The 19,814-nt window shown below is 45.9% G+C and carries 10 protein-coding genes; all 10 read left to right on the top strand.

What is annotated here, in order from left to right; genetic code table 11:
* The first annotated feature begins 12 nt into the window (after nt 1-12).
* The 10 genes from K401_RS30915 to K401_RS0101640 all read left to right on the top strand — a co-directional run bounded on the left by K401_RS30915 (nt 13) and on the right by K401_RS0101640 (nt 19,814).
* A complete protein-coding gene (locus K401_RS30915; RefSeq protein ID WP_330363124.1) occupies nt 13-1,668 on the top strand; it encodes an ABC transporter ATP-binding protein in 1,656 nt (551 codons plus the stop codon).
* A gap of 78 nt (nt 1,669-1,746) precedes the next feature.
* Nucleotides 1,747-2,520 (top strand): thioesterase II family protein, encoded by a 774-nt coding sequence (locus tag K401_RS0101680; RefSeq protein WP_051153092.1) that lies wholly within the window; start codon nt 1,747-1,749, stop codon nt 2,518-2,520.
* Nucleotides 2,521-2,546: 26 nt separating this feature from the next.
* On the top strand, nt 2,547-3,140 hold the full coding sequence (locus K401_RS0101675; protein ID WP_024291337.1) for an MptD family putative ECF transporter S component: 594 nt from the start codon (nt 2,547-2,549) through the stop codon (nt 3,138-3,140).
* Entirely contained in the window at nt 3,140-3,811 is a 672-nt protein-coding gene (locus tag K401_RS0101670; RefSeq protein ID WP_024291336.1) for an energy-coupling factor transporter transmembrane component T family protein, read from the top strand. Before K401_RS0101675 ends, K401_RS0101670 begins: the two co-directional genes overlap by 1 nt.
* Nucleotides 3,812-3,830: 19 nt before the next feature.
* Entirely contained in the window at nt 3,831-5,207 is a 1,377-nt protein-coding gene (locus tag K401_RS0101665; RefSeq protein WP_024291335.1) for an ABC transporter ATP-binding protein, read from the top strand.
* A gap of 65 nt (nt 5,208-5,272) precedes the next feature.
* Nucleotides 5,273-6,322, top strand: coding sequence for a saccharopine dehydrogenase NADP-binding domain-containing protein (locus tag K401_RS0101660; RefSeq protein WP_024291334.1), 1,050 nt, complete (start codon nt 5,273-5,275; stop codon nt 6,320-6,322).
* Nucleotides 6,323-6,339: 17 nt separating this feature from the next.
* Entirely contained in the window at nt 6,340-9,657 is a 3,318-nt protein-coding gene (locus tag K401_RS0101655) for a non-ribosomal peptide synthetase (protein ID WP_051464002.1), read from the top strand.
* Complete coding sequence (locus K401_RS0101650) at nt 9,654-10,403, top strand: thioesterase II family protein (RefSeq protein ID WP_027352220.1); 750 nt, start codon at nt 9,654-9,656, stop codon at nt 10,401-10,403. The genes K401_RS0101655 and K401_RS0101650 overlap by 4 nt, the downstream gene beginning before the upstream one ends.
* Nucleotides 10,404-10,425: 22 nt before the next feature.
* Nucleotides 10,426-12,000, top strand: a complete 1,575-nt coding sequence (locus tag K401_RS0101645) for a (2,3-dihydroxybenzoyl)adenylate synthase (RefSeq protein ID WP_027352221.1) — start codon at nt 10,426-10,428, stop codon at nt 11,998-12,000.
* Nucleotides 12,001-12,053: 53 nt separating this feature from the next.
* Entirely contained in the window at nt 12,054-19,814 is a 7,761-nt protein-coding gene (locus tag K401_RS0101640) for a non-ribosomal peptide synthetase (protein WP_024291333.1), read from the top strand.

The raw sequence follows: 19,814 nt of genomic DNA, 5'->3' as shown, positions 1-19,814 counted from the left end.
GGAGGGAATGAAATGATACATATTTTTCGGAAGATCTTTACCTTTGCCGGAGAGCGGAAAAAGATGCTGGTTCAGTCAATCTGGATTAGTTTTATGGGATCTGTTTTTGCGGCGCTTCAGTTTTGGGCATTGCTGATTTTGATTCAGAATGTTCTGGCTGATAACCGTGAGCTAAAAACCGCCGCATATCTTTTTGGGATTATGCTGGTGTCGATTGCCGGAAAAGCCTGGGCGACTTATGGATCGGTAATCAAACAGACTGAAACCGGATATGGTATGGTCATTGATAAAAGAGTGCATATCGGGGATCGGTTAAAATACATTCCTATGGGATTTTTTAATGAAAATAATCTTGGCAATCTAACTGCAGTTGTAACGACTTCTCTTGGAGATGTGGAAAACACGGCGGCCCGAAGTCTGGCTATCATACTGAGCGGCATCTTACAGTCTCTGGCTTTTTCCATCGCTGTACTGATCATTGATTTCAGAATCGGCCTGGTGGTTTTTGGGGGAATGATTATTTATCTGATCATTACGGAAGTGGCTCAGCGCCGCTCCCGCATTGTCTCCGGGAAACGGCAGACTGCACAGGAAGAACTGGTGGGTGCGATTTTGGAATATGTGCAGGGGATGAGCGTGGTGAAATCGTTTAATCTGGAAGCTGCCGGAAATCAGGAAATTGATGATGCCATACATAAAAGCTGTGAAAAAAACATTAACCTGACTTTAAAAAGTGTTCCCTGGGATGGGTTAAAGCAGCTGATTGTAAGGGCTGCCGGTACAGGAATCCTGTTGATGACTGTCCGTCTGTATCTGGATGGAGGACTGGAGCTTGTAAAGTGCCTGCTGCTGATCATTGCTTCCTTTATGGTTTACAGTGAACTGGAATCAGCGGGTAATATGGCTTCCATGCTTCAGATGCTGAATGATTCGATGGATAAGGCAAATGCCATTGATGAGACCCCCGTTATGGACCAGAACGGAATGGAGATCGTTCCGGAGAATATGGAAATCAAATTTCAGGATGTTGACTTTTGTTATGAAAAAAGTGAGAGAAAGGTGCTGGAAAAAATCAACCTGGTTATTCCCGAAAAGTCAACTGTGGCAGTGATCGGACCCAGCGGCGGCGGAAAATCCACACTTTGCAGTTTGATCGCAAGGTTTTGGGATGTGACCGGCGGCCGGATCCTTTTAGGAGGAACCGATATCAGAAACTATACGCTGGACAGTCTTTTAGAGCATATCAGTATGGTGTTCCAGAGCGTGTATCTGTTTCAGGATACCATCGAAAATAACATTAAATTCGGCAGACCGGAAGCCACACATGAAGAGGTGGTAAAGGCTGCTAAGGCTGCCTGCTGCGATGAGTTTATCCGCCAGCTGCCGGAAGGTTATCATACGGTGCTGGGAGAGGGTGGGGGCAATCTTTCCGGAGGAGAAAAACAGCGGATTTCCATTGCCAGGGCAATGCTTAAAAATGCCCCGATTGTAATTCTCGATGAGGCGACAGCCAATGTGGACCCTGAGAATGAAGCGGATTTACAGAAGGCCATTGAGGCATTAACTCACAATAAAACCATTATCATGATCGCTCACCGGTTAAAAACAGTGAGAAATGCAGATCATTGTTTTGGATCAAGGGAATATCGTACAGAAAGGCAGACATGAGGAGCTGATCAAACAGCCGGGAATTTACGCAGATTTTATTAACGTCAGAAAAGAATCAGTCAGCTGGAAGGTGAGCCAATGAACGGAACTGCAGCAGGGTATGAGAAAACATTTCCCTTTGAGAGTAAGCTGATCCTTAACCCGGGAGCGGGAAATGAGAAAAGGGTAATGAATGTATTTTGTTTCCACCATGCAGGCGGAACCGCAGCATCTTACCGGAAATGGACCACAAAATTAATGCCGGTCAGAATCATCTGCGTGGAGCTGATGGGAAAAGGAACAAGGCGCGGGGAACCGTTTATTGGGAACAGCAAAATGCTGGCACAGACTTTGGCACAGCAGATACTGGCTAAAACAGGAAGTGAACCTTTTTGCCTGTTTGGCCACAGCATGGGGGCGGCTCTGGCATTTGAAGTCTGCTGCATCCTGGAACGGTTATATGGGGTGAGGCCGGAAAAGCTGATCGTGGCAGGCCGTCAGGCTCCCCAGGATGAGAACTTTTCCGAGTTCAAGACTTATATGGATGATCAGGCCCTGATTGAGGAATTGAGGCGTTATCAGCTCACCCCGGAGGCTGTGCTGCAGAATGAGCAGTTTATGAGCTATTACCTTCCTGAAATCAGAAGAGATTATCAATTGAATGAGAGCTTTTGCTACAACGGCGAAAGGACTGATGTTCCGGTGATTGCCCATTCGGCCATAAAAGATGCAGGAGCAGACAAAAAAATGATGAAGCGTTGGAAAGAAGTAACTACAAATCATTTTGAGATTCGCGAGTTCAAAGGAAACCACTTTTTTGTGTTGGAGGACGAAAGCTATCTTGCCGGTTTAGTAGAAGATGTGATGAAGTAAAATGGCCAAAGGAGGATAATGATAAAATGAGCAGAGAAAGCAGCAGTAAATTGAGTATGAAAGATATAATAATAGCATCTGTTTTGGGGGTGATTTGCATTGCGATCCGCTTTCTTTTTATGATCTTAGGAGGGATTCTGCCTGTTGCATGGTTTGCATCCCATATGTTTGATGCGATTTTCATTGGTCCGGTTTATATGCTGATTGTAGCAAAAACCAGGAGAACAGGACCTGTTTTTGTGATCAGTCTGGTTACTGGAATTATATTTATTTCAGCAGCAATTTCGATCATCGTTTCAGAAATCATTGCCGGTATTTTAGCTGAACTGGCGCTCAGAAAAGGGCAGTTTGAAAATAAGTTCTGGATCATGATCTCTTATGTTATCTTTTCTTTTGGATTTATTGGAGATTTTTATCTGTTGTGGTTCCACAAAGAGTCCTTTTTGAAATATTCGGAAAATTTTATGAATGCCGAATATCTGGATGCGTTAAGCCGGCTGGTCTCCGCACCGACAATGATCTTTATTATCGTCAGCATTCTGATTGGTTCTTTAGCAGGTGGGTTTTTAGGTTTTAAACTGATGAGAAAACACTTTGTAAAGGCAGGAGTTGCTCAGTAATGTATGGAAAAAGCAGGGGATTGGATCCCCGGATCGGCATGATACTGATCATTTTATCAGTGGTTATTGTATTTTCCCATACAAAGTTATACATAGAATGGATTTTTATGTCCAGCATTTTATTTTTAATGTATTGTTTCGGAGTCAGAAAAACCATGTTTCAGATTTTGGCCAGTTATCTGGTCTTATGTGTCATTCAGGTTTTCGTAATTCCTAATGTAAATGTCACATTGGCCAGCATGATATCGGTAGCTGTTTATTTTAAAATGATTTTTCCGTGTGGTGCGGCCGTAGCTTTGTTTTGCGCAACAACACCGGTCCGGGTTTTGCTGGAGGCTTTCCGAAGAATGCATATTCCATTATCTGTTTCAGTGGCGGTAGCGGTGTCCGCCAGATATTTTCCCACGCTGAAGGATGAACTGACGGCAATTTGGAATGCCATGCGTCTGCGTAATATAAAGGGAATGGAACAGAAAATAGAGAGTATGTATGTACCGCTTTTAATGAGTGCGGTAAAGACCGGTGAAGAACTGGCACAATCGGCCATTGTCCGGGGAATAGAAAATCCAGCTCCCAAGACTTCCATTGTCGAGATCCGGATCCGGTTATTGGATGTACTGGTGCTGGTGTATTTCCTGCTGCTGGCAGGGGCAGCCATTTGGCTGGGGTAAAAAATCATTGGGAGGCAAAATGATTCGTATTTGTGATGTGACATTTACATATGAAGGAGAAGAAAAGGCCAGCTTGCTCCATTGCAGTATGGAGGTGAAACGGGGAGAGTTTGTTATGCTCTGCGGGAAAAGCGGATGCGGAAAAACAACGCTAATAAAGCTGATCAATGGACTGATTCCGGAACAGATTCCAGGGACTTTAAGCGGCTCGGTGTGGATTAACAATGAAAATACAGCCGACCAGCCGACCTGGAAACTGTCTGAAACGGTAGGCTCTGTTTTTCAAAATCCAAGAACGCAATTTTTTAATTTGGATACCACCAGCGAGGTTGTATACGGACTGGAAAATAAGGGGGTTCCCAAAGATGACATTTTGGGGCGCTTGCAGCAGGTTGTGGCGGAATATCATCTGCACACACTGATGGAGAAAAGTGTCTTTGAATTGTCAGGAGGAGAAAAGCAGAAGGTTGCTATTGCTTCCGCATATATGGAACAACCGGAGATTTATGTGCTTGACGAACCTTCCGCTAATTTGGATCAGGAAGAAATACTGCGGCTGCAGGGATTGTTAAAACAATTAAAAAAGCAGGGGAAAACCATTGTGATTGCGGAACACAGGGTCTGGTATCTGGCGGATCTGCTGGACCGGGCGCTTTGGCTGGAAGAGGGGGCCGTTGCAAAAGAGTGGAGTCAGGAGGAATTTAAGGCTCTGACTCCTGAACAATGCCGGGAGTGGTCGATCCGTTCGGTTGATCCGGTGGAAATTCATGAGGAACGGGTTCAAATCCAGAGCAGTGAGGGCCTGATGGTGAAAAATCTGGCGGTTAAAAGAGGACGCCGTATTCTATGGGAACACCTTTCCTTTACTGCATTGAAAGGAACCGTGGTAGCCATTTGCGGCAAAAACGGAGCAGGAAAAACGACTCTGGTCCAGTGTTTGTGCGGACTTAGGAAGTGTAAGCAGGGGGAGCTGTATCTGGATGGCAGGCGGATGAACCGGAAACAGCTTTGCAAAAGCAGTTTTTTGATTATGCAGGATGTCAATCACCAGCTTTTTTCCGACAGTGTGCTGTCAGAGGTTATGCTTGGAAATGGTGCTTCTGAAAAAGAGGCCATAGAGATTCTTGACACCATGGAACTGAGCGGTTTTTTAGAAAAGCATCCCATGGCTTTATCAGGCGGGCAGAAACAGCGTCTGGCAGTTGCTACGGGATGTTTAAGTGAAAAAGAGATTATTATTTTCGATGAACCAACCAGCGGTTTGGACCTGGATAATATGAAACGGGTCGGCGATTTAATCAATATGTTGTGTGAAAAGAATAAAATTGTCATTGTCATTACTCATGATTTGGAATTTATCAATCATTTAAGAGCATCAGTGGTTACAATCGGCTAAGCCGGTTGATAATCATACCCATGAGTTAGTCATGACTAACTAAATGCAACGGCAAGGGGGAAATTATGATCGGTGTCATTGGAGGGTACGGGAATATTGGCCGTGAGGTGATTCAATTGCTGACAAAACGGGGATATGAAAGGATCACGGTCGGCAGCCGCAGGCAGAATCCAGAAAATCCAATTTTATGGAGCTATGTGAATATTGAAGAAGAGGAGAGCCTTCTTCATTTTATGAACCGGCATTTCATTGTGATAAACACAGCCGGGCCATCGTCTTTATTGTCATTGAAAGCAGCAGAATGCGCTTTAAAATCCGGCTGCCATTACATTGACTGCGGTTACAACCGTGAAGTGACCAGGCTTTCGGTGAAGGATAAGGCCCAGTGTATGTTATACAATATGGGTTCAGTACCGGGATTCTCAGAACTTTTACCTCTTGTTTTTCAGGAAGATTTATTAAGGCCCCAGAGGTTTAGGCATTTCTACAGCATCACCGGTAAATTTACTCAGACGGCTGCAATTGATTTTATGGCTGGGATTTTTAACGGGAATGGAGGAGTGTCCCTGCGGACAGACGGAAAAATTCCAGAAATAAGTGAACTTCAGCCGTTTTACAAAAACGCAGAACGCATGATACCTTACGAAAACGCTGATACAGCTCGTGTTCAGGAGATGATGAACGGAGTGGAGGCGCAATGGTTTCACGTGATTTGCGGCAGTAATATCAATGCTTTTTACAAAAATTTATTAAAAAAGTATGTTCAGGACAGAGAAAAGCTGGCTGCCGATCTTTGTCTGGCTGCTGAACTTGATCATATGCTCCTTCCTTCTCAGGTGACGTTCTTACTTGAAATGGAGGGGATCAACCGGGAGGGAAAACCACAGAAAAACTTATATTATCTTCAGGCCCCAGGGCAAAGCAAGCTATCGGCAGCCTTTTGTACGGCGGTCTGTGAATGTCTTTTAGAAGGCTGTATTGAACCGGGAATCGGCTGGATTGAAAAGCTTACAGATCCGGCGGCTGTGTTTGAAAAAGTGAAGCAGTTTGGTCTTGTAAGTCTGAAAAAGACAGTGCATGGAGCATTGGAGGAAAAGGAAGAAGGAGTTTTGTAACGTGCAAAGGAGAACTTATGGAAATGATTTTACAGAATTTATCTGAGATGGAAAACCGGGGGATTCGTCTGAATGAACAGGATGGAAACATAAAATACCATGCTCCGAAAGGGACGTTAACACCGGAAGATATTCAGTTTTTAAAAAACCATAAACCTGAAATCATAAAAATCTTAAAACACCGGGAAGGGAAGGCAGTTCTTTCCATTGATCCGGAGCAGCAATATGAGCCATTTCCCCTTACCGGTATCCAGGAGGCGTATTTATTAGGAAGAAACAATACGTATCAATACGGAGGGGTATCCTGTCACATCTATATGGAAATAGAATATCCTTCCCTGGATCCGGACCGGGTGGAAGTGGTATGGAATCAACTGATTGACAGGCATGGGATGTTAAAAACGGTGTTCACTCAGGAAGGATATCAGCAGGAGCTGCCGGAAGTTCCGTATTTTAAAATCACCAGAGCAGCCGGAGAGCAGGAGAGTCTGGATCTACGCAGCCAATTAGACCATAAGATGTATCCGGTTGATCGCTGGCCGCTGTTTGACATCGGTGTGTCAGATTTAGGCGGCTGCAGCATTCTTCATTATTCAACAGAGTTTCTGATCGTGGACTGGACAAGTATATGGATGCTGCTGTCAGAATTTGAAGCCATCTATTTCAGACAGCAGCAGATGCCCGTGCTGAAGCTGCGTTTCCGGGATTATGTATTAGCGGAAAGGCAGTTGAAACATACCCTGAAATATAAAAGGGATCAGCAGTACTGGCTGGAAAGAATACCGGATATAAAAGCAGCTCCCAAGCTTCCCCAGGATCACGGCAAACAGTTACAAAACACATTCCGCCGGCTGCAGATGGAAATTCCACCGGAATACTGGGAACAGATCAAGAAAAAATGTAAATCAGCCGGCGTCACCCCTACCAGTTATGTGCTGGCCGCATATGCAAAAGTGCTTGCCAGGTACAGTGAGACAGATGAATTTACCATAAATATGATCATGCTGAATCGCCAGCCCCTTCATGAAGAAGTCAATCAGATCATCGGAGATTTTACGTCGAATACACTGATTCCGGTTATTATGAGGGAGGGCCGGCCATTTCTTAATGAGGTTCTGGAGATCAATCAGGCTGTTTTTGAAGCCCTGGATCATGGCTTGTTCTCCGGTGTGGAAATTCTCCGGGAACTGTCGCGTCAAAAAGGCAGGGATGCAGCGCTTATGCCGATTATTTTTACCAGTGCCATAGGCATTACCAGCCAGAATGATGAAATTGCAGGAAAAATAAGAAATACCGGAATCAGCCAGACACCCCAGGCCTTTGTTGACTGCCAGGCAATGGATGGCATCTTTGGCCTGAGAATCAACTGGGATGTGAGAGAGGGTATTTTTTATGATGGGTATCTGGAAGATATGTTTCAGACATTTGAAACAGTTATACTGGAGGCTGCCTCTCCTGAAACCAACTGGACGAAGGAGTTCTCCTTTGCTTTGCCTGAGTGGCAGCAGCTGGAAAGAGACGCAGCCAACCGGACTGCCGGACCAGTGGGGAATAGAACCCTTCATCAGCTGGTGCTGGACCAGGCCCAAAGGACACCGGACCTGCTGGCTGCGGCAGATTGTGAACATCGGTTCAGCTATTGCCGGCTGATAGAAAAGAGTAAGCAATTGGCTTTTGCCATAAAGGAATTTGGTTTGGCAGAAGGAGCCCATATGGGAATTATAATGCCCAAAAATGTTTACCAGATTGTTGCCGCTTTAGGTACGCTGCTGTGCGGCGGGGTATTTGTTCCTATCGATGACAGCGAAGCCTTTGAACGGACGGAAACGATTATCAAAAATGCTGATATCAAGCTGCTGCTGGTGCATAGCCGTACCAGGTATCAAACGGATCATTTAAACGTGATCGTAGTAGATCAGCTGGAACAAACCGGGAAACAGGAAACAGAAGTCCAGGTTCATGACGGACTTCCGGCTTACATCATTTATACTTCCGGCTCAACGGGAATTCCCAAAGGAGTGGTCATCAGTCACAAGGCCGCAGTGAACACCATCTGTGATGTGAACGGACGTTTCGGAATCCGGGAAGGAGACCGGGTGCTGGGGCTGTCACAGCTGAATTTTGATTTGTCGGTTTATGATATTTTTGGAATGCTGAGTGTTGGAGGCGGGGTGATCTACCCTGACCATGATAAATATTCGGACCCATCCCACTGGGTAAAGTTAATAGAAAAATACCGGATTTCGGTCTGGAACTCGGTTCCTTCTCTGTTGGTAATGCTGCAGGAATATTTGCAGACTCAAAAGGAGCAGCAGCTGGATTCCATGAGAGTTGTTTTGCTGTCCGGAGACTGGATTCCCATCAAGCTTCCTCAGAAGATACAGCCATTTTTGCCGTCAGCTGAAATTGTCAGTCTGGGCGGTGCTACCGAAGCCGCAATCTGGTCCATTTATCATGTATATCGGGGATTGAAAACGGATTGGGTAAGCATTCCATATGGAAAGCCGCTGGCTAATCAGCAGATCCATATATTAAATAAAAAACTGGAAGAAAGTCCGGTATGGTTAAAAGGAGACTTATACATTTCCGGAGAGGGATTGGCCATGGGATATTATGGTGATAAAGACAGAACCGGGGAACAGTTCTTTTTCGTCCCCTCCCTGGGCAGGAGAGTTTACCGCACCGGTGATATGGGAAGATATATGCCGGGCGGAGAAATTGAATTTCTGGGCAGGGAGGACAAGCAGATTAAAATCCTGGGCTTTCGGATTGAACTGGGGGAGATTGAGTCGGCCTTAAAGCGGTTTCCGGGTGTGGAAGGTGCAATGGCAGTAACCATGGCGGTTAACAATATGACAAAAATCATGGGAATAACATGGGGAGGAGAGAACCCATTTAAAGAGGCGGAAATAAAAGATTTTTTAAAGGACAAGATTCCATCTTACATGATTCCCTATCGTATGATCCATGTGGAACATGTGCCATTAACCCCAAATGGAAAAACAGACAGAAGAGCACTGGAAAGCCTGGTTCGCTCCCAAATGGAGGCAGCTTCAACCGGGCCGGAGCAGGAGCTTATAATTTCCTCCTGCGGCTGTCTGGAAAAAATAAAAAGTACGGTTTGCCGGGTTATGGAATTACCGGATATCGGCATACATGAGGATCTTTATGAAATAGGAGCGGATTCTCTGATTATGAATCGTCTTGCTGCAAGCTTAACGGAAGCCTTTTCCCAATATTATGATTTTGAAGAGATTCTCATCCAGCTATTGAATGATCCTACCATTGAGGCTTTCAGCCAGTTTATAGAGAGAAGTGAGGGAAAAGTCAGTTGAGTAAATGGATAGCACATGAAGTACGGCACCGGGATGGGGGTATCAATTTCATCAGTTTTCCCTATGCAGGCGGAAGTCCCAGTATGTTTGCTCCCTGGAAAAGTGAAATTCCGGAGACTATTAATTTTTTTCCTGTTCTCTATCCCGGAAGGGAATTGCGGAAAAGTGATCCCATGCCAAAGACTGTGGACTTGTTTGCCAAACAGTTTGTGGATGAAAACCAGGAATTATTTCAAAATGATTTTATTCTGTTCGGTCATTGCACCGGCACTTTGCTTGCCTATGAGGTACTGTTGGAGGTGCGGCGGCGATTTGGGAAAGAGCCTTTGTATCTCCTGGCTTCCGGTTCAGAATCACCACGGTTTTTAATGACAAGGGAACGTGAAATGGAAAAGCGGGGCGCCTCTGATGAAGAAATGATTGACATGATGGTGGAATATGAGCTGGTTGATCCGGATACGGCACGCAGCGTTCTGTTTCAAAAGTATTATCTGCCGATTTACCGGATGGATCTTAACATGCTTTCAACGTATCGGTTTACCAGCCATGAGAAATTACATTGCCCCATCCGGGTGATGTATGGAAAGGACGACCGTACCTTGCGAAAGGAAGCGGTTCAGGATTGGGAAGCATTTTCTGACGATCCGGTTGAATTTAAGCTGTTTCAAGGAAAACATTTTTATTTTGCAGAAGACAAAATGCCGCTCCTTGGATATGTAAAAGAGTTGATTGAACCATTCACATGAAAAGAAAGAGGGGACTCCTGTTATGATGAAAATAACATACGATATTGAACAAATTACCTTCCATGAAAAGCTGGCGGAATTGTCTGCCAGATATCAGGATAAGACTGCAATGATTGACGGTGATATGCAGTTTACATATTTAGATATGCTGAACTATTCTGATAATCTGGCTTCCGGATATCTGGAAATGGGTATTAAAAAAGGCGACCATGTGCTGCTGCAGCTGCCAAATACAGCCGGATTTGTTTTTACCATATTTGCGCTGGCCAAGATTGGGGCCATACCGATTATGGGGCTTCCGTCACTGCGGGAAGCTGACTTAAAACATATGATTCAGTTCACCCAGCCCACTGCTTATATTGCCGCGGAACATTATCTTGGCTACGATTATGGGCAGCTGGCAGACAGGCTGCAGCAGGAGTATCCGTGCATTAAATATGTGGTGCTTGATTCTGAGAAAAGCGGGAAGCAGACGATTCAGCAGTTTTACCGTAAAAAGGCAGATCCTGCTGACGAGGCGGCAGTACCTGGGGATCTTGCATTTTTATTGCTTTCCGGTGGAACCACCAATACGCCTAAGTTAATTCCCAGAACCCAGGCTGATTATTTATATAATGCGAAAAAGTCAGCCAAACGGTGCCGGATGGATGAACAGACCGTATACTTAGCGGCACTGCCTGTTGCCCACAATTTTGCCCTGGGAAATGCCGGCATTATGGGAACCTTTTTGTCAGGCGGAACGGCCGTTCTTGCAAAGACCAGCAGTCCCGATGAGCTTCTGATGCTGATTGCACAGGAGCGGGTTACTCATACCGGTATGGTCCCCGCGGTAGTAAACCTTTTGATGGACATGCTGGAGTGGTGGGATGAGGGAGACTTATCCAGCTGGAAAGTACTGCAGGTGGGCGGTTCTGTATTGGAACAGAGCATTGCCAAAAGAATTTTTGAACGGCTTCCCTGTAAGCTGCAGCAGACCTTTGGAATAGCGGAAGGCATTACTGCAATGACCAGTCTGGATGACAGCGATGAGATCATCTTATCCACTCAGGGGACATTGGTTTCTGAGCTGGATGAAATCAAGATTGCAGATGAACAGGGAAACTGTGTGCCCCAGGGTGAATATGGAGAACTGCTTGCCAGAGGTCCTTATACCATTCATGGTTATTATGGTTCTGAAGAGGCAAATGCACGGAGCTTTACAGCGGATGGGTATTACCGCACCGGTGACAAGGCAATGATCACTTCCCAGGGAAATCTTGTGGTTTCCGGAAGGATTACAGAGCAGATCAACCGTGCCGGTGAAAAAATCATGCCCATAGAACTGGAAAACTGCCTGTGTGAGCATCCGTTGATTAAGGAAGCCAGCGTGGTGGGAGTTCCTGATGAGATGTATGGCCATCAGGCATGTGCGTTTATTATTACTGAGGAGGACGATCTGGATCTTTTAACAGTCAACAGCTTTTTAAAGGAGACCGGACTGGCAGATTATAAACGTCTTGACAGTCTGTACATACTGGAAGCGTTTCCCCTTACCAATGTGGGAAAGGTAAATAAGAAAAAACTGACAGAAATGGCCATTGCCAATAAGATCAATTAAAGGAGCAGGCGTCCTTTTGACTGCGGTCAGCGGGCGGAAGAGGAGATGAAAAAGTGTTTGAATATCAGGATATTAAGATACAGATCGGAAAGATACTGAAGGTAAACCCGGAAAATATACATGATCAGGACAATCTGATTGAAATGGGAATTAATTCTTTGAAAATCATGAGACTGGTTAATGACTGGAGGAAACGAGGTGCAAAGGTAACTTTTGCAGAATTGATTTCACAGCCTACGTTTCAGGACTGGTGGATCCTCCTTTCCATATATAATCAAAGCGAATCTGCGCCCGGGGAAACGAAGCTGGCATTGCCGAAAGACGATACAAAAAAACAGTTTGATTTAACGGATGTACAGTATGCCTACTGGGTCGGGCGAAAAAAGGGACAGGTTCTGGGGGATACCGGCTGCCATGCCTATATTGAAGTAGCCGGTGAGAACATTGATGCAAAACAGCTGCAACAAGCCTGGAAACAGCTTATCATGCACCATCCCGCACTGCGGACCCGTTTTACGGAAGACGGAAAACAGGAGGTATTAACAGCTTCTCCTTATGAAGAGGTCATGTTATGTGATATGCGCAGCAGGACCCCGGAGGAAGTGGAACGTGGATTAAATCAGCTGCGTCAGGCATTGTCCCATCGGAAATTATCCGTAGAAACAGGGGAGAATGCCGGATTGACATTAACGCTCCTGCCTGAGGGGAAAGCCAGGATTCACTTTGATGTGGACTTACTGGCAGCAGATGTACAGAGTTTCCAGATCATACTCCGTGATCTTGCCAGACTGTACCGCAGCGAGAACCTGTCTGTAAGCAAGGACTGGAATTTCGGGGCATATTTGGAAGCAGTACATCAGCAGGCTGCCGGGGCACAAAAAGAGGCGGAAGCATTTTGGCAGGAGAAAATACCCACACTTCCCCTGGGTCCGGAGCTTCCGCTGAAAAAAGCGCCGGAAACAATAGAAAAAACAGTATTTGCTCCTCACAAGGCCGGGTTCACTCCGGAACAATGGGAAACCATCAGGAAAAAGGCCGCTCAGTACCAGATCACTCCGGCAATGGTATTTTTGACAATTTATTGTGAGATCCTTGAACGGTGGAGTGAAAAATCCCGTTTTCTGGTCAACCTCCCGCTGTTTAACCGGCACACGGAGTTTGACGGGATTGAAGATGTGGTGGCGGATTTTTCCAATATTTTATTATTGGATGTTGACTGCAGCGATTCCAGAACCTTTGTGGAACGTGCCAGGCAGCTTCAGCAGCGCTTTCACAATGATATAAAATATTCTGCCTATTCCGGTGTTCAGGTGACAAGGGAGCTGGCACAGCGTTTTCCAGAAGCAAAATGCATTGCTCCGGTGGTATTTGCATGCAATTTAGGAGAACCGCTGCTGGATGACAGCTTCACAAAAACATTTGGTGAGCTGGAATTTATGGTATCCCAGACGCCCCAGGTGTGGATTGATTTTCAGACCTTTGATTATAACGGAGGACTCTATATCAGATGGGATGCGGTGGAAGAGCTTTTTCCTGACGGAATGATCGGGCAGATGTTTGGCACCTGCTGTGAGTGGATTGAAAAACTGGCAAGGCCGGACAGCGACTGGCAGCAGGTCCTGCCGTCGGCGGAGCTGGAAGATATCCGGTTAAAACGGGACCGGCAGCTGAATCTGCAAGTTCCTAATGAAATGGAAACCTTGTTAGACGGTGTGTTTCCATATGCAGAAAGACATCCGGAAAAAACAGCGGTAATCCAGCCGGATACCGGGCAGGTATTGACTTACGGAGAACTGGTGCGAAAGAGTTTGCAAACCGCTGCTTATTTACAAAAGGCCGGAGTGAAAACAGGGTCTGTTGTTGCAATCACCATGGAACGGGGGATTTCCCAGGTCATCGGTGTAATGGGAATCCTGGCGGCAGGAGCCTGCTATACTCCCATTGCCCCCACCCAGCCTGCTTTCCGGAGAGCGGTTATGTACCGGAAGTCAAATGCAGAGTATGTATTGACAACACGTGCAGTTATGGCTGAAATTGAACCTGATGAGCAGGTGACCATGCTGTGCATAGAGGACAGTGAAAAGATATTGCCCCAGCAGAAGGCAAATCCCGTTTCACCGGACAGCAGTGCCTATATTATTTTTACTTCAGGTTCCACCGGTGAGCCAAAAGGTGTGGAAATCAGTCACAGAGGTGCGGTTAATACAATAGAAGCGGTTAACCGGATCTGTGGAATTCATGAAACGGATTCGGTGTTAGCTGTTTCTTCACTGGAATTCGATTTATCGGTTTATGATCTGTTTGGAACGTTAAATACCGGCGCATCACTTATCTGCATTCCTGATCAGGAGCGGAGAAATGCCGAGTACTGGGCCGATCTCATCCATCAATACCAAATTACAATCTGGAACAGCGTTCCGGTTTTGTTTGATATGCTGTTGATTGCGGCTAAGAGCAGGGGGATTCTTCTCAGTTCCCTGCGATGGATTTTTCTTTCCGGTGACTGGATAGGACTGACTTTGCCGGAGCGGATGAAAAATCAGTGTCCCAATGCAAATATGCTGTCCATGGGCGGTGCCACAGAAGCTTCCATCTGGTCTAACTATTATGAAGTGACCCTGCCCCTGGAACCGGAATGGAAGTCTATCCCCTATGGGTATCCTTTAAGCAATCAAAAGTACTGTATTATGGATGAAAAGCTTCGTTCCTGTCCGGACTGGGTGCCAGGGGAATTGTGGATCGGAGGCAATGGCCTGGCATTGTCATATGTTGGGGAACCTCAGTTAACAGAGGAAAGGTTTATCCTTCATAACCATGAGCGTTGGTACCGGACCGGGGATATGGGCCGTTACCGTCCTGATGGGCGGATTGAATTTCTCGGCAGGAAAGACTTACAGGTAAAAATCCGTGGTCATCGGATTGAATTGGGAGAAATAGAAGCTGCTGTTTTAAAGCATTCAGGAGTAGAGGAAGCAGTTGTTTTTGCAAAAGAACTGCCATCGGGACAAAAAGAACTGCTGGCATTCCTCACAGGGGAAGACTGCGGCAGGGATTCCAATGAATGGAAAAAAAGGCTGAAACACCTGATTCCGGAGTATATGATCCCAAAACATTTTATTTATCTTGAACAGATGCCGTTAAATCAAAATGGAAAAGTGGACAGAAGCCGTTTATTGGCCCTGGAAATTACAGAAACGCATCAGACGGAAGAAGAAAAACGCCTGCCGGAAACAGAAAAAGAGAAAAGGCTTGCTCAGATATGGAAAGAAATTTTAAAACAACCGGAAGTTTATTTGGAAGATTCCTATTTTGAATTAGGAGGAGACTCGCTGATTGCTACACAGCTGACGGCTGAAATACGGAAACGGTTTGGTGTTCCGTTTATGCTGGAACATGTATTTGAACAGCCGGTGCTTTCCCTTCAGGCAGAATTGTTGGATACAATGCAGCTGCAGGATGCGGGCCGGGAAGCCATATCAACAAATCAGGATTCGGTCCTGCAAACAGATCCTGCAGGCAGATTTGAGCCATTTCCGCTGACCGAAATCCAAAAAGCATACTGGATCGGCCGCAAGGGAGTTTATGACTTAGGGCAGGTATCCACCCATTACTATTTTGAAATTGAAAATAATGATTTTAAGATCGCCAGATTGAAACAGGCCTTCCATGGATTTTTAAACGCCCACGATATGATGCGGGCGGTGATTTTAAGTGACGGAGAACGGCAGGTGGTTTTAAAGGAGATCCCGCCTTATGAACTGAAAGAATATCATCTGGAAGAAATGGACAGCGAGGTGATCGAAAGCCATATAGAACAGATACGCCGGGAATTGTCCCACCGTGTATTCCAGCCGGAGGAATGGCCTCTGTTTGATATCAGGATTTCCGTGCTGCCGGAGAAAAGGGTCCGTCTGCATCTCTGCTTTGACAACATTATTTTCGACGGATGGAGCATCTTCTATTTCTTCCGGGAGATCAGCCGAATGTATGAGCAGGAGGAGTATTCTGCGCGCCGGCCGGCTGTCACGTTCCGGGACTATGTATTAGAAGCAGAACGGATGAAACAGACGCCGGCATTTAAGCAGGATAAGGAATACTGGTTAAACCGTCTTTCCACCCTCCCGCCGGCACCGGAATTGCCCACCCTGGAAGCGCCGGTCCATACCTTTGCCCATCTGGAGCACCGGCTTTCTTCGGAAAAGTGGGAAAAAATCAAAACTCATCTGACTGGAACAGGAGGTATCACTCCATCAGTATTTCTGATCGGTGCATATGCAGAAATTCTGGCGGCCTGGAGCAGACATCAGAGATTTACCATCAATTTAACACGGTTTAACCGGATGCCGGTTCATCCTGAAATCAATGAAGTGGTGGGGGATTTTACTTCTCTGACTTTGCTGGAAATTGATATGAAGACAGGAATGACTGATTCCTTTACGGAACGCTGTAAAAAAATACAGAAACAGCTGCTGGCTGATTTAGAGCATCCGCTGTTCTGCGGTGTTTCTGTTCAGCGTGAACTGGGAAAATATTATCAAAGTCAGCAGGGAGTCATGATGCCGGTTGTATTTACCAGTTCTCTGGGACTGCAGTCAAATGGGAAGGATCACAAAAACTGGTTTGAAAACCGTATTTACAGCAGCTCGGAAACACCCCAGGTATGGCTGGACCATCAGGTGACAGAGGAGCAGGGCGACCTGGTCCTGATTTGGGATTATGTAAAAGAACTGTTCCCGGAGCGGATGATTTGGGAAATGTTCCATGCATATGTAAAACTGATCGAGAGTTTATGTGAGCATCTGGAAAACTGGGAGAAGCCGGATATTGAACTGGTCACCATTCCCCGGATTCAGGAGTTTGAGCAGGAGAATGTAAATAAGACAGTGATTCCTGATGATACGCTGGTTTCACTATTTGAACGGCAATGTGCAAAAACGCCTGAAAATATTGCAGTCATTTATAAAGACTTAACCATTACTTATGGAGAACTGGAAAACTGTGTGAAACGGACTGCCGCCGAGATTTGCCTCAGACAAAACAGGAAACCTCTCATCGGCATTTATATGGAAAAAGGAATGGAGCAGGTAATCGCGGCACTGGCTGTTATGAAAACAGGCGCAGCTTATCTGCCGCTGGATGTCCATCATCCTGCCGAACGGATTAACAGTCTGTTAGAACGGGCAGGAGTCCAGATGCTGCTGTCCCAGTCCTGGATTAAAAAAGAGGGAATCAGGGCCGGGCAATGGATTGATGTGGATACCATTCCCTATGCAGAAACAAAAGAGTGCGTCCTGGAGCCTGTTCTGCCGGAAGCTGTGGCTTATGTCATTTATACATCCGGATCCACCGGAGAACCCAAAGGTGTTACCATTACCCATAAAAATGCAGTGAACACAATCATTGATATCAATCGGCGTTTTAATGTTACAGAGGAGGACCGGAGCATTGCGCTTTCCAACTTAAATTTTGATCTGTCGGTCTACGATATCTTTGGCATGCTGTCAGCCGGAGGTGCTGTGGTAATTCCGGAGCAGGCACAGCTTAAAAATCCGGCTCATTGGGCGGCAGTCATGGAACAGCAGAAGGTCAGCATTTGGAACACAGTTCCTGCTTTTATGAGCATGCTGGCGGAGTTCTGCGGCTCTGGGGCGATTGATGCCTCCCTGCGCCTGGTGATGTTAAGCGGTGATTGGATTCCAATGACTTTACCTGAGCAGATAAAACAGCTTTTCCCTGCTACCCTTCTGATTAGTCTGGGAGGGGCCACCGAAGCGGCCATCTGGTCTAACTATTATATTATTCACCAGGTATCTCCGGAATGGAGCAGCATCCCTTATGGAAAACCCTTAAGCAATCAGGTGCTGTACATTTACAATGACAGAATGCAGCCCTGTCCGGTGGGAGTCTGCGGGGATCTGTATATCGGCGGAGCCGGTGTGGCCGCAGGATACTGGAATGATGAAAAACGCACGGCAGGACAATTTATCACCCATCCTCTTACCGGGGAACGGATATATAAAACCGGAGATCTGGCCAGATATATGCCTGACGGCAACATCGAATTTTTGGGACGTGAAGATAACCAGATTAAAATAAAAGGATTCCGTATCGGTCTGGGTGAGATTGAGCAGGCGGTCGGATTGTTTCCGGATGTAAAGGATGTGGCAGTCATTGCAGATCAAAGCCCGCAGCAGCAGCTATATGCATTTGTAACGGCAAAAACGGAAGAAAACCCTTACGGCCATTGTGAATTAATCATAGCTGATCATGGTGATATCACTGATATTGCTTCGGATATGGTGCGGAAGGAGAATGTGGATGCAGTCCAAAGGATGCTGGAAGAGATGAACCTTGTGAGCATTTGTGCAGCGGCTGATATTCTGCGAGAACTCGGCATGTTAACCGGTGAAGCTGATGAATTTTCATTTGCAGACCGGATGATTCAAACGAAGACAGACCGGCGTTTTCAGCCGCTGCTCAGACACTGGCTGGAACAGTTAAAACAGGCAGGCGCAGTTACACAGGAAAATAGCGGACTGGAAATCTTCCGCTGCAGCCAGACTTACGGACAGTGGTCACTGGTCTCTCAAAGGGTTCAGGAACTGCCGGTATCAATGAAAGATTTGGCAGAATATTATCTGGAAACACAGCAGACTTATGTGGCTGTGCTCCAGGGGAATAAGGATGTTGTTTCTCTTTTCCTTGATCAGGATTTTACAGCGGCGTTAAAGAAACTGAATTATTATCAGCGGATCAATCAGCATTATTACAATGCGTTGAATCGTTTACTGAAACAATATACTGATAAGTTCTTTGAAGGAGAAAAATTAGCTGTCCTGGAGATTGGAACCAGATTCGGGAATATGCTGGAAGAGGTTCTGAAAAACGAAGAACGTGGAAAGTGGGATTACACCTACTGTGACGAGTCAAAGTTTTTCCTGGCAGAAAAAGAATCCCGGCATCAGGGAATCCATTTTGAACTGTTTGATATGAATCAACCGGCTGATATGCAGCTGGCAAAAGGCCGGAAGTTTCACATCATACTGGCAGACAACACTCTGCACAGAGCAGCTGACATCAATACCGCACTTGAAAACATCAGGCAGCTGTTGCTGCCGGAAGGGGTATTGTTCTTTGTGGAGAACACAAAGATGAATTGTTTTGACTTAAATATTGCAGGGCTGTATGAGTACGGATTCAGCCGCTTTACAGACGAGCGAAAGGAAACAGGGATCCCCTTTTTCAATCATCAGGAATGGAGCCGCCATTTGAACAGCTGCAAAATGGAACTGATTGATTTGTTCTGTGACCTTGAGGAGATCACGGCTGTTTATGGCAGGAACCTTTATGCGGCCAGGGCAAAAGAATATGTGAAGGTAATTGATACGGAAGTATTGTCAGAATTTCTGTCCGGACAGCTTCCCGAATATATGGTCCCCAGGCATGTTGCAGTACTGCCAAAGCTTCCTGTTACTGCCAATGGAAAAATTGACAGAAAAGGCCTGCTTCCATTTACAGGAACCGGCAGGGAAGAACGCAGGGAAATTGTTTCACCTGAAAATGAAGTGGAAGCTTTTATTTCAGAAATGTGGAAAGAGATGCTGCGGCTGGATTCCGTCAGTGTGACTGATAAGTTCTTTGAAATCGGCGGCGACTCCCTCCTTGCAATTCAAAGCATGAACCGGCTCATTAAGAAATATGATACGGAAATATCTCTCCAGGAAATTTTTTCAGCCAATACTGTCAGAAATTTGAGCAGCATGATTCAGGAGAAATTAACACTATACGCAGGCGGAATGGAAGGGGAGATATAG

It is taken from the genome of Lacrimispora indolis DSM 755, assembly GCF_000526995.1.
GTDB classification, from domain to species: domain Bacteria; phylum Bacillota; class Clostridia; order Lachnospirales; family Lachnospiraceae; genus Lacrimispora; species Lacrimispora indolis.
Note: the sequence above shows the minus strand (reverse complement) of the source record. Positions and strands in the feature narration are given on the sequence as shown.

What these genes read in the sequence shown, in the direction of transcription:
- K401_RS30915 (WP_330363124.1), top strand. Translation starts at nt 13, where the DNA reads ATGATACATATTTTTCGGAAGATCTTTACCTTTGCCGGAGAGCGGAAA.
- K401_RS0101680 (WP_051153092.1), top strand. Translation starts at nt 1,747, where the DNA reads ATGAACGGAACTGCAGCAGGGTATGAGAAAACATTTCCCTTTGAGAGT.
- K401_RS0101675 (WP_024291337.1), top strand. Translation starts at nt 2,547, where the DNA reads ATGAGCAGAGAAAGCAGCAGTAAATTGAGTATGAAAGATATAATAATA.
- K401_RS0101670 (WP_024291336.1), top strand. Translation starts at nt 3,140, where the DNA reads ATGTATGGAAAAAGCAGGGGATTGGATCCCCGGATCGGCATGATACTG.
- K401_RS0101665 (WP_024291335.1), top strand. Translation starts at nt 3,831, where the DNA reads ATGATTCGTATTTGTGATGTGACATTTACATATGAAGGAGAAGAAAAG.
- K401_RS0101660 (WP_024291334.1), top strand. Translation starts at nt 5,273, where the DNA reads ATGATCGGTGTCATTGGAGGGTACGGGAATATTGGCCGTGAGGTGATT.
- K401_RS0101655 (WP_051464002.1), top strand. Translation starts at nt 6,340, where the DNA reads ATGGAAATGATTTTACAGAATTTATCTGAGATGGAAAACCGGGGGATT.
- K401_RS0101645 (WP_027352221.1), top strand. Translation starts at nt 10,426, where the DNA reads ATGATGAAAATAACATACGATATTGAACAAATTACCTTCCATGAAAAG.